Here is an 11338-nt window from a genome sequence, read left to right on the forward strand (position 1 = left end):
ATCACCGGGCGAGACCCACCGCATTCACGGCCTTACGCGCCGAGGCGCTTCTCCGAGGGGACCTCTTCGGTGCCCGCCATCGAACTGATCAGCCCGCGCAGCGAGGCCAGCCGGGCGGCGCCGTGGTCACCGGCGTGGCCATCGGCCACCCACGCGTCCAGGGCGCAGCCGCCCTCCGGGGAGATGTGGGCACACCCGGGTTCGCACTGGGTGGAGCCCTCGACCAGATCGGAGAAGGCGCCGAGCACATCGTCGGGGGCGACGTGGGCCAGACCGAAGGTGCGCACCCCCGGGGTGTCGATCACCCAGGAGTTCCGGGCCGCCCGGGCGCTCAGGGACTCCGCAGGCTCCAGGTTCAGCGCCACGGCGGAGGATGAGGTGTGCCGGCCCCGCCCGGTGACCGCGTTGACCCCGCTGGTGGCCCGGTCCGCGCCGGTGAGCGCGTTGACCATGGTGGACTTCCCCACACCGGAGTGGCCGATCATCGCGGTGACGCGTTCGGTGAGCGCGCTGCGCAGCGCAGTGACCGCGGCCGCGTCCAAGCTCGGTGACGCCGAGGCCGCACCTGCGGCCTGCTGGGAGATCACGGTCTGCAGATCCAGCTCGGCGTAGTGGCTGACCAGTCCGGCCGGGTCTGTCGCGTCCTCGACCAGGTCGGCCTTGGTGACCAGGAGGATCGGGGTGATCCCTGCGTCGTAGGCCGCGACCAGGGCACGGTCGATGAATCCGGTGCGCGGGGCCGGATCGGCGGCCGCCACGACGATCAGCAGCTGATCTGCGTTGGCGACGATCACCCGCTCCGCGTCGTCGGTGTCCTCGGCGCTGCGGCGCAGCAGTGTGGAGCGCTCCTCGATCCGGATCAGCCGTGCCAGCGAGCCGTCGTCCCCGCTGGTGTCACCGACAAGGCCGACGATGTCACCCGGGACCACCGGGGTGCGGCGCATCGCGCGGGCACGCACTGCCGAGACGATCCGCTCGGCGCCGTCGGAATCCTCCAGACGCACGGTGTACCGGCCGCGGTCCACCGTGACCACCCGGCCCAGCTCGGCGTCGGCGTAGTCGGGGGACTCCTTCGTCCGGGGACGCGAGCCCTTCTTGTTCGGGCGCACCCGTACATGTGACTCGTCCCAGTCCGCCCAGCGGCTCATCGGCGCCGTCCCGACTCGGTGCGACGTTCCGGCAGCGGTGCGTCCCCGGGTCCGGGCTCTGCGCCGTCCTGCGTCTCATGCTCGAGCGCGATCATCGCCGTCCAGAGCTGCGGGAAGTCGGGCATGGTCTTGGCCGTGCAGGCGATGTCTTCGACCTCGACGTCGTCGATGGCCAGTCCCAGCACGGCGCCGAAGGTCGCCATCCGGTGATCGGCGTAGCTGTGCACCAGACCGCCGTGGGTCACCGGTGCGGTGATCTTGAAGCCGTCCTCGGTCTCCTCCGCGGAGCCGCCCAGGCGACGGATCTCGGTGACCAGGGCGGCGATCCGGTCGGTCTCGTGGCCGCGCAGGTGCCCCACCGAGGTGAACACGGTGGGCTCCGGGCACAGCGCGGCGAGTGCGGCCACAGTCGGCGTGAGCTCGGCGGTGCCGTCGACGCTGCCTGGACTGCGCAGCCCGGTGCCGCGCACCTGCAGGGTCGCCGTGGTCGAGGTCTCGGGCTGGTGCTGGACCTCGGCGCCGAAGGCTGGAAGCAGCTCGGTCCAGCGGCGTCCGATCTGGGTGGAGGTCAGGGGCCAGCCGCGCATGGTCACCTCGCCGCCGGTCACGGCCGCCGCGCAGAGGAACGGTCCGGCGTTGGAGAGGTCAGGCTCCACACGCACCGTGAAGCCGGGGATCGGGCCGGGCTCCACCCGCCAGGTGTGCAGTGCGGGGCTGCTGACCTGGACTCCAAGTTCGGCGAGCACCTGGGAGGTCATCTCCACGTGTTCCAGGGACGGCACGGCGTCCCCGACGTGGCGCAGCGTGAGTCCGCGCGGCATCCGCGCGGCGGTGAGCAGCAACCCGGAGATGAACTGGGAGGAGGCTGAGGCGTCGACGGTGATCTCATCGCCGTGCAGGCCCTGTGGTGCGTGCACGGTGAAGGGCAGGTGGCCTTCACCTCCCGGGGCCGGTGCACCTGCTCCGGTGATCTGTACCCCGAGCTGGCGCAGGCCATGCTGGACGGCTCCCATCGGGCGCAGCCGCGCCTCAGGGTCGCCGTCGAAATGAACTGCTCGCCCGGTCAGCGCGGCGACTGCGGGCAGGAAACGCATCACGGTTCCGGCGAGTCCGCAGTCGATGTGCAGCTCCTCGGGGGACTCCGGGGCGGCTGCGGTCTCTGCTGCGAGCTCATCAGCCGAGCGGTGCGGGGGCCGAGCCGCCTGCTGTGTGCCGTCAGCGGCAGCGAGGTCCTCAGGGCCGCCGGGACTCTCGGGCAGTCCGGGGAGCGGGGAGATCCGCACGGCGGGGACCCCGGAGCCCTCCCAGTCCGGAAGGTGCTCGACGGTGCTGCCGAGTGCTGTGAGCGCGTCGAGCATCAGTCGGGAGTCGCGGGAGCGCAGCGGATTGATCACCACCGACGGCGCGTCGGCCAGCGCCGCGAGCAGCAGATACCGGTTGGTCAGAGACTTCGATCCTGGGACGGTGACCTCTGCGCGCAGAGATGCCCCCGCGCGTGGCGCGGGCCACGGCTGCGGGGGCATCTGTGCAGCAGGTGTAGATGTAGTGCTCACGTCGTGGGGCTCTAGGCTCCGACCTTCTTCTTGGTGGCCTGTGTCTTCTTCTTGGCACCCTTGGAGGCGTCGCTGATGGCCTTCAGAGCGTCCTTCTCGGCGCGCTGGAAGTTCTTCTTGGCGTTCTTCTCGAAGTTGCGGACCTTCTTGGTCGCATCGCTGCCGAGATCATCGGCCCACTTGAAGGTCTTGTCGCCGAACTTGGCGCCCTTCTTCCGGGTGGTCTTCGCCAGGTGCTCGGCGCGCCAGGACAGCGAGGGCTTGCCGTCGAGGTCCACCAGGGCCAGGGTCAGACCGCCCAGGATCGAGGCGTTCTTCAGCAGCGTCTTGCGCTGAGCCGTGACGTCGGAGTCGTTCTCGATCTCAGCGTTGCGGTACTCGGCGTAGCTGTTGAACTTGTGCACCCCCGCCAGCATCAGCGCCGAGGCGCGGGGGAACCGGCCGACGGCCAGTGCGACGCCGGCGACGACCTCGACCCCGCCCAGGACCTGGGTGGTGAGCTTGGCGTTGGACACCAGCGGCTCGGCCTGGGGGAGAAGTGAGCCGATCTCCTCGAGGGTGGACTCGATCCTCGCCGAGGCCTCATCGGTGTTGCGCAGACGGTCGACACCGCCGGCGATGAAGCTTGCGCCCAGCAGTGGGCGGGCGAATTTACGAAGCAGAGACATAGTGTCCTCCTGTAGGAGTGTGGCGCTGAGGCATCGTTCAAGGTCCAATCTACCCAATCGGGGCTGTCACGGGAATCAGCACCCGGATCCCGGGGATCAGAACGCACCCCGGGCGCGGCTGTGGCGCCTTCCTCGAGGTCGTCCCACCAGACTGGCGTCTGGACAGGAATGCGGAGCGCGGCGTCGTCGTTGTGCCCGGTATGACCACACCGACTCTGACCCCGAGGCGCGTCCGTGACAGCACGCGCGACCTCCGACGGCAGGTGTGCGCTGTGCGAGTAGACTCAGAGGTGATGGAAAAGCCCGCAGCCACCGGCCCAGATGCAGATCCCAGCAGCGTCGTCGTCGCCGAAGAGACCGAACAGCAGCGTCGCGTGCGTTTCGAGAGCGAGGCGCTGCAATACGTGGACCAGCTCTATTCAGCTGCCATGCGGATGACGCGCAACCCGCAGGACGCCGAGGACCTGGTTCAGGAGGCCTATACCAAGGCGTACTCGGCGTTCCACCAGTACAAGCCGGGAACGAACCTCAAGGCTTGGCTCTATCGGATCCTGACCAACACCTATATCAACATCTACCGGAAGAAGCAGCGCCAGCCGCTGCAGGCCAACACGGACACCGTGGAGGACTGGCAGATGGCTCAGGCCGCGGAGCACACCTCCTCCGGGCTGCGCTCGGCCGAGGCAGAGGCGCTGGATCACCTCCCGGACTCCGACGTCAAGAGCGCGCTGCAGCAGATCCCCGAGGAGTTCCGGCTCGCGGTCTACTTCTCCGATGTCGAGGGATTCGCCTATAAAGAGGTCGCCGAGATCATGAACATTCCCATCGGCACGGTGATGTCTCGACTGCACCGCGGCAGGAAGCTGCTGCGCGAACTTCTCAGTGACTATGCCCGTGAACGTGGCTTCAAGAAGCAGGAGGCCAAACCATGAACGACCAAGACCCCACTCAGGCCACCGAGGTCCGCCCCGGGAAATGGCTCGACGAGAATTGCAAGGACGGGGACTGCACCGAGCAGCAGACCCGCATGGAACGCATCTATGAGTACGCCGATGGCGCGCTGAGCCGGGAAGACATCGGTGAGGTTGAAGCCCACCTGCATGCCTGCCCGGAGTGCGCGAATGACTACGACCTCGAGTGCATCATCCGCACCGTGGTCCGCCGCTCCTGCGCGGAGCGCGCCCCGGAGACGCTGAAGGTCACCATTCTGGAGCGGATCAGCCAGATCCGCATCGAGGCCGGACACCAGCAGGACGACGCCGCCCGCTGAGTCCCCGGGCTGATCAGCCCGGCGAATGCTGGGCTTCAGCCGGGCTGAACCCTGCACCGCCCATACCTGGTCCGAGACGAGAGAACCCCCTGCAGAGCATCTCTGCAGGGGGTTCTGTCTTCTGCGCTGCCGGGAGAATCACGTCAGCCGCAGCAAGACCCGTGCACCACTGAAATCAGGAGTTGGGGCGCTTGCCGTGGTTGGCGTTCTTCTTGCGACGAGCGCTGCGCTTGCGTCCACGCTTGCTCATGATGAACTCCTTTCGTCGGCTGGGATAATTCTAGGCCACCGGCTCCTGGAGCCCTAACCACGGATACCAGCCGCGGTGCAGCACCAGCCAGGCGAGCAGGCCGTAGCCGGCCTGGCCGGGGAGTCCACCGTTCGCCGCGAGGTCACTGCGCCACTGCTCATGGCCGACCAGCGGGGCATAGGCGTCCACATAGACATGGGACCGGCGCGAGGCCACGTCCCGGTAGGCGGCGTTGAGCTCGGAGATCCGCTGGTTGCGCTCGGCATCCAGGGTCGGGACCGGGCCCAGCACCAGGCAGCGGATGCCCTCCTGTGAGGCTCGGTCCAGGATGTTGGCCAGGTTCAGCCGGGACCTGGCGGAGGAGGTGGCGCTGTAGAGGTCCGTGTCGTTCAGTGCGACGACCAGATGGCGCTCCGGTGTCCCGCCGTCGGCGGTCACCGCGGAGAAGCGGGCTACCGCCTCGTCCTGCCAGCGCTCCGAGAGCGCCTCGGTGCCCTCGCCGGGCATGGCGAGGGCGTAGTGCTCCAGGGTGATTCCCTCGATCGGGGTCTTGGAGATGACCCGACCGAACCACCCCAGGGCGCGGGGGTCACCGACGCCGCTGAGCAGCTCGTCGCCCAGGGCGACGATGCGCACGTGGCGCCGGTGACCGGAGGCTGCGGCTCTGAGATCCTGAGTGGACTGTTCCATCAGGTCACAGGTCCAGGTGCGGGAAGGCCTTGCTCAGCAGGCCTTCCAGCTCCTTGGCGTGACGCTTGGCCTGCCCCACGGAGGTGGCGGCAGACTCAGCGCGGGAGACCAGCTTCAGCTCCTGCTTCAGCAGCGGACGCAGGTTCATGCCCAGGAACGGCCAGGGTCCCTGGTTGATCGGCTCGTCCTGCGCGTAGACGACCTCCTCAGCCGAGGAGTATCGGTCCAGCTCGGCCTGCAGCTCCTCGACCGGCATCGGATAGAGCTGCTCGAGCCGGACGATCGCGGTGGTCTCGTCCTTGTGCTTGTTCCGAGTGGCGATCAGGTCGTAGTAGAGCCGGCCCGAGACGATCAGCACGCGCTTGACCTTCGCGGCGTCCACCTCGCGATCCGGGATCACCTCCTGGAAGGTGCCGGTGGTGAAGTCCTCCACCGAGTTCGCCGCCGCCTTCAGCCGCAGCAGCTGCTTCGGGGAGAAGACGATCAGCGGACGCCGCGGCCGGGCCACCGCCTGGCGCCGGAGCAGGTGGAAGTAGTTGGCACCCGAGGAGGGCAGGACCACGGTCATGTTGTCCTCGGCGCAGAGCTGGAGGAACCGTTCCGGGCGGCCTGAGGAATGATCCGGTCCCTGACCTTCATATCCGTGCGGGAGCAGCATCACCACGGAGGACTTCTGTCCCCACTTCTGCTCAGCCGTCGCGATGAACTCGTCGATGATGATCTGGGCACCGTTGACGAAGTCGCCGAACTGGGCCTCCCAGAGCACCAGCGCGTTCGGGTTCTCCACCGAATAGCCGTACTCGAAGCCCAGTGCCCCGTACTCGGAGAGCAGCGAGTCGTAGATGAAGAACCGGGCCTGATCCTCGGTCAGGTTCTTCAGCGGGTACCACTCATCACCGTTGACCCGGTCGTGGAAGACCGCGTGGCGCTGCACGAAGGTGCCGCGGCGCGAGTCCTGACCGGCCAGGCGGACCTCGGTGCCCTCCATGAGCAGCGAGCCGAACGCCGCGATCTCCGCGAAGCCCCAGTCGATGCCGCCTTCACGGGCCATCTTGGCCCGCTTCTCCAGCAGGGACTTCAGCTTCGGGTGCGGGGTGAAGCTCTCCGGGATGTTGGTGTGCACCTCACCGATGTGCGCGAGCGCGTCCTCGCTGATCTTGGTGTCGGTGCCTTCGCGCTCCGGAGTGCTGGTCTCATCCTCAGAGGCGGTCGGCGCCATCCCCCGGGTGCCGGAGGCTTCGGGATCAGCCGTGGAGACCGGCTGGGTCTGGGCGGCGTGGGTCTCGGTGAAGACCCGCTCCAGCCGCTGCCGGAAGTCGCGCAGCGCCTGGTCGGCCTCTTCCTGGGTGATGTCACCACGTCCGACCAGCGCTTCGGTGTAGAGCCGACGCGTGGTGCGCTTGGCCTCCACCAGGTTGTACATCTTGGGCTGGGTCATCGAGGGATCGTCACCCTCGTTGTGCCCGCGCCGGCGGTAGCAGACCAGATCGATCACGACGTCCTTGTTGAACCGCTGGCGGTAGCGGAAGGAAAGCTGCGCCACGCGCGCCACGGATTCCGGGTCATCGGCGTTGACGTGGAAGATCGGCGCCTGGATGGCCTTGGCCATGTCCGTGGAGTAGGTCATCGAGCGCGCAGCCGAGGGTGCGGTGGTGAAGCCGACCTGGTTGTTCACGACCACGTGCACGGTGCCGCCGGTGCGGTAGCCGCGCAGCTGAGACATGTTCAGCGTCTCCGCCACGACGCCCTGGCCGGCGAAGGCCGCGTCGCCGTGGACCAGCAGCGGCATCACGGAGAACGAGTTCAGCGAGTCCGCTCCCTGGTTGATCCGGTCCTGCATGGCGCGCACCACGCCCTCCAGGACGGGGTTCACCGCCTCCAGGTGGGACGGGTTCGCGGCGAGGTAGACGCTGGTCGAGTTGCCGCGGTCGGAGGTGAAGGAGCCACGGGTGCCCAGGTGGTACTTCACATCTCCCGAGCCGGTCCCGGCCTCGCGGCCTTCGAACTCACGGAACACCTGGGCGTGGGTCTTGCCGGCGATGTTGGTCAGCACGTTGATGCGACCACGGTGCGCCATGCCGATCGCGACCTCGTCGAGGCCCTCGTCCGCCGCCTCGGAGAGGATCGTGTCCAGCAGCGGGATCAGCGACTCTCCGCCTTCGAGGGAGAACCGCTTCTGCCCCACGAACTTGGTCTGCAGGAAGGTCTCGAACGCCTCAGCGGCGTTGAGTCGTCCCAGGATCCGGAACTGCTCGTCCCGGTTGGGCTTCTCGTAGGGGTGCTCGATCTCGTCCTGGAACCACTGCCGCTCCTCGGGGGACTGGATGTGCATGTACTCCACACCGGTGCTGCGGCAGTAGGTGTCGCGCAGCACCCCGAGGATGTTGCGCAGCGGCAGCATCGACTTGCCGCCGAAGCCCCCGGTGGGCCACTCCCGGTCCAGGTCCCACAGGGTCAGCCCGTGGGACTCGATGTCCAGGTCCGGGTGGCTGCGCATCTGGTACTCCAGCGGATCCACCGAGGCCATCAGGTGACCGCGGACCCGGTAGGAGTGGATCAGCTGCTGGATCCGGGCGACCTTGTTGATCTGATCCTCAGGATTGACCTGGATGTCGGCGGACCACTGGATGGGTTCGTAGGGGATCCGCAGCGCCTCGAAGATCTCCTCGTAGAACCCGTTCTTCCCGAGCAGGTACTCGTGGATGGTCTTGAGGAACTCTCCTGACCCGGCCCCCTGGATCACCCGGTGATCATAGGTGGAGGTCAGGGTGATGACCTTGGAGACCGCCAGGTTGTTCAGCGTCTTCTCCGAGGCGCCCTGGAACTCGGCGGGGTACTCGAGCGCGCCGACACCGACGATCACGGCCTGGCCCTTGGAGAGCCGGGGCACCGAGTGCACGGTGCCGATGCCGCCGGGGTTGGTCAGTGAGACCGTGGTCCCGGCGTAGTCACCGGGGGTGAGCTTATTGTCCCGGGCGCGCTTGACGACGTCGTCGTAGGCGGCCCAGAACTCGGTGAAGTTCATCTCCTCGGCGGCCTTCATGTTCGGCACCACCAGAGCGCGGGTGCCGTCCGGGCGGGGCATGTCGATGGCCAGCCCGAAGTTCACATGTGCCGGGTGCACTGCCACCGGCTTGTTGTCCTGGACGTCGTAGGTGACGTTCATCGCCGGGTGCTGGCGCAGCGCCTTGAGCAGGGCATAGCCGATCACGTGGGTGAAGGAGACCTTGCCGCCGCGGGTCCGCTTGAGGTGGTTGTTGATCACCGTGCGGTTGTCGATCAGCAGCTTCGCCGGCACGGCGCGCACCGTGGTGGCGGTGGGAACGGTCAGCGAGGCGTCCATGTTGGCCGCGATGGCCTTGGAGATGCCCTTCAGCGGCATCACCTTGTCCTCCTTCTCCTCCTTCTTCGAGGAGTCGGACTTCGCGGAGGAGGGCTCGGAGGGGATCGGGGTGCTGGAGGAGCCGCCGGACTTCTTCGTCGTCGGGTTCCGCGGGGCCACCGGCTTCCCCCCGGAGGAGCTCTTCTCACCCTCGGGCTTCTGCGACTTCTCCGGCTCGGCGGGGGTGGCGGTGGCCGGGGTGGTCTCAGTGGCGGAGTCACGCTGGTTCTCCGCGCTCGGGGCAGAGTCCGCCTTCGGCTTGGCCGGGGACTTCGCGGGGCTGTTCTCGGATCCCGCCCCGTTCTTCGCGGCCCCGTTGCTGCTGGCCCCGGCATCCTTGCCGGAATCCGAGCGAGTCTTGGGCTCCACGGGAGTGTTCGCCGAGGGGGCGGGGGCGGAGGACGTGCCGGATGAACGGGAATCACCGTCACCCTCGAGCTGGCGGAAGATCTCAGCCCACTTCCGATCCACCGAGTCCGGATCGTCCTTGAACTTGTCGTATATGTCGGCGACCAGCCATTCGTTCCCCGGGAATTCCTCGGCAAGACGGCTGGACGTTAGCTCTGGCACTGTGGATACGCCTCTTCCATTGTGTTGTGTAGTTATCCTGCACAGCTTCGTGCACCTGGATCTTCACCTCGTCCAAGCATAGTGACTTTGTGCACCGTGCCGCCACCAGCCACGGTATCGTGTCAGGGGCCCCGCAGGGCACGCACGCGACCGGGTCGAATCGGTCGTGAGCATCATCACCAGCACTATGAAGGGCGCGGATCCCCGTGAGATTTCTGAACGAACCGACCACCGACCTGACCTACTCGGATGTGTTCCTCGTCCCTTCGCGCTCCCACACCCAGTCCCGGATGGCGGTGGACCTCTCTGCGGAGGATGCGACCGGCTCCACCATCCCGGTGGTCTCGGCGAACATGACCGCGGTGACAGGCCGTCGCATGGTGGAGACCATGGCGCGTCGCGGCGGGCTGGGGGTGCTCCCGCAGGACGTCCCGCTCGAGGTCATCCGTCAGGTCACCGATTGGGTCAAGTCCTGTCACCCGGTGCTGGAGACCGCTCTGAAGGTCCAGCCCACGGACTCCATGCTCGACGTGCTGCACCTGCTGGACAAGCGCAACCACGACGCCGTGTGTGTGGTCGATGAGGATCTCCGTCTGGCCGGGGTGGTCACGGCCAGCGACGGGCTCGGGGTGGATCGATTCTCCTCGGTGGCCTCCGTGATGCGCATGCCCCCGCTGCGCTTCACCGCCGAGGAGGTGCTCACCGACGCGGGTCTGGAGCAGGCCTTCACGGCGATGGATGCTGCCGGTGCGGACTATGCCCCGGTGACCACCTCGGACGGCGTGCTCGCCGGGGTGCTCACCCCGCGCGGAGCGCTGCGCTCCACGCTCTACCGGCCGAACCTCGACGCCCAGTCTCGACTCAAGGTCGCGGCGGCGGTGGGGATCAACGGCGACGTGGCCGGGAAGACCGATGCGCTGCTGGGCGCGGGGGTCGACGTGCTCGTGGTCGACACCGCCCACGGGCACCAGCAGAAGATGTTCGAAGCTCTGCGCACCGTGCGCCAGAGAGTTGAGTCGGCCGGGCTGGGTGTTCCGATCGTGGCCGGCAACGTGGTCACCGCCGATGGCGTGCGTGAGCTCATCGAGGGCGGCGCCGATATCGCGAAGGTCGGTGTGGGACCGGGCGCGATGTGCACCACCCGGATGATGACCGCGGTGGGCCGCCCGCAGTTCTCCGCCGTGCTCGAATGCGCAGCGGCGGCCCGCGAGCTGGGCGCCCATGTCTGGGCCGACGGGGGAGTGCGCTACCCGCGCGACATCGCCCTCGCCCTGGCGGCCGGGGCCTCGCAGGTGATGGTCGGCTCCTGGTTCGCCGGAACCTATGAGTCTCCCGGGGACATGCTCACCGGCGTCGACGGGCGGCGTTATAAGGAGAGCTTCGGGATGGCGTCCTCCCGTGCGGTGCAGAATCGCACCGCGGCGGAGAGCGCCTTCGCCCGCGCCCGGAAGTCGATCTTCGAAGAGGGCATCTCCACCTCTCAGATGTACCTGGATCCCGCCAAGCCCGGGGTGGAGGACCTGCTGGACTCGATCACGGCCGGGGTCCGGTCCGCGATGACCTACGCCGGCGCGGACTCGCTGCATGAGTTCCGTCAGCGCGCCGTCGCCGGGGTGCAGTCTGCTGCCGGATATGACGAGGGCAAGCCGCTCTCCGGATCCTGGTGAACCCGCGGTAAGCCCTGGGGTCTCTCGGGTCACCGAGCACCTGGCCACGGGCCTCGGGGGTGCGCGCCGGGTGCAGGAGCCGGGTGCAGGAGAGATTCACGATGCGATGCACCCCGGGCACGCCCCAAGGTCGGCGCGTC

General features: G+C 67.8%; 9 protein-coding genes. 3 read left to right on the top strand and 6 right to left on the bottom strand.

Annotated elements, in window-relative coordinates:
• Positions 1-32 precede the first annotated feature (32 nt).
• Genes rsgA through HNR11_RS09165 form a run of 3 tightly spaced genes read right to left on the bottom strand, consistent with a single transcriptional unit; the run spans position 33 to position 3369 of the window.
• Positions 33-1148: a ribosome small subunit-dependent GTPase A gene (gene rsgA, locus HNR11_RS09155; RefSeq protein ID WP_179442036.1), complete on the bottom strand. Its 1116-nt coding sequence runs from the start codon at positions 1146-1148 to the stop codon at positions 33-35.
• Positions 1145-2671: a 3-phosphoshikimate 1-carboxyvinyltransferase gene (locus tag HNR11_RS09160; RefSeq protein WP_179442037.1), complete on the bottom strand. Its 1527-nt coding sequence runs from the start codon at positions 2669-2671 to the stop codon at positions 1145-1147. Before HNR11_RS09160 ends, rsgA begins: the two co-directional genes overlap by 4 nt.
• Before the next feature lie 41 nt (positions 2672-2712).
• Positions 2713-3369, bottom strand: a complete 657-nt coding sequence (locus HNR11_RS09165; RefSeq protein ID WP_058888703.1) for a DoxX family protein — start codon at positions 3367-3369, stop codon at positions 2713-2715.
• A 293-nt stretch (positions 3370-3662) separates the two neighbouring features.
• Here HNR11_RS09165 and HNR11_RS09170 point away from each other — a divergent pair, with 293 nt between their 5' ends.
• Together HNR11_RS09170 and rsrA are read left to right on the top strand one after the other, a co-directional pair.
• Entirely contained in the window at positions 3663-4301 is a 639-nt protein-coding gene (locus HNR11_RS09170) for a sigma-70 family RNA polymerase sigma factor (RefSeq protein WP_058888704.1), read from the top strand.
• Positions 4302-4396: 95 nt separating this feature from the next.
• The gene (gene rsrA, locus HNR11_RS09175; protein WP_246310602.1) at positions 4397-4639 is read left to right on the top strand and encodes a mycothiol system anti-sigma-R factor; all 243 of its coding nucleotides are present in this window, start codon (positions 4397-4399) and stop codon (positions 4637-4639) included.
• A 175-nt stretch (positions 4640-4814) separates the two neighbouring features.
• Here the strand turns inward: rsrA and HNR11_RS14365 are convergent, their stop codons facing one another.
• The 3 genes from HNR11_RS14365 to HNR11_RS09185 are packed head-to-tail and all read right to left on the bottom strand — an operon-like array spanning position 4815 to position 9531.
• Positions 4815-4889, bottom strand: a complete 75-nt coding sequence (locus HNR11_RS14365; protein WP_369699669.1) for a 50S ribosomal protein bL37 — start codon at positions 4887-4889, stop codon at positions 4815-4817.
• A 30-nt stretch (positions 4890-4919) separates the two neighbouring features.
• On the bottom strand, positions 4920-5579 hold the full coding sequence (locus HNR11_RS09180) for a GDSL-type esterase/lipase family protein (protein ID WP_058888706.1): 660 nt from the start codon (positions 5577-5579) through the stop codon (positions 4920-4922).
• Between the two features lie 4 nt (positions 5580-5583).
• Positions 5584-9531 (bottom strand): multifunctional oxoglutarate decarboxylase/oxoglutarate dehydrogenase thiamine pyrophosphate-binding subunit/dihydrolipoyllysine-residue succinyltransferase subunit, encoded by a 3948-nt coding sequence (locus HNR11_RS09185; RefSeq protein WP_179442039.1) that lies wholly within the window; start codon positions 9529-9531, stop codon positions 5584-5586.
• A 206-nt stretch (positions 9532-9737) separates the two neighbouring features.
• On the opposite strand from HNR11_RS09185, the gene guaB1 reads away from it, so the two are divergent.
• The gene (gene guaB1, locus HNR11_RS09190) at positions 9738-11198 is read left to right on the top strand and encodes a GMP reductase (RefSeq protein ID WP_179442040.1); all 1461 of its coding nucleotides are present in this window, start codon (positions 9738-9740) and stop codon (positions 11196-11198) included.
• The last annotated feature ends 140 nt before the right edge of the window (positions 11199-11338 follow it).

The organism is Nesterenkonia sandarakina (assembly GCF_013410215.1).
Taxonomy (GTDB): domain Bacteria; phylum Actinomycetota; class Actinomycetes; order Actinomycetales; family Micrococcaceae; genus Nesterenkonia; species Nesterenkonia sandarakina.

Excerpts from the sequence above, each read along its gene's own strand:
- HNR11_RS09160 (WP_179442037.1), bottom strand. The coding sequence starts at position 2,671 with ATGCCCCCGCAGCCGTGGCCCGCGCCACGCGCGGGGGCATCTCTGCGC.
- HNR11_RS09165 (WP_058888703.1), bottom strand. The coding sequence starts at position 3,369 with ATGTCTCTGCTTCGTAAATTCGCCCGCCCACTGCTGGGCGCAAGCTTC.
- rsgA (WP_179442036.1), bottom strand. The coding sequence starts at position 1,148 with ATGAGCCGCTGGGCGGACTGGGACGAGTCACATGTACGGGTGCGCCCG.
- HNR11_RS09180 (WP_058888706.1), bottom strand. The coding sequence starts at position 5,579 with ATGGAACAGTCCACTCAGGATCTCAGAGCCGCAGCCTCCGGTCACCGG.
- HNR11_RS09170 (WP_058888704.1), top strand. The coding sequence starts at position 3,663 with ATGGAAAAGCCCGCAGCCACCGGCCCAGATGCAGATCCCAGCAGCGTC.
- rsrA (WP_246310602.1), top strand. The coding sequence starts at position 4,397 with ATGGAACGCATCTATGAGTACGCCGATGGCGCGCTGAGCCGGGAAGAC.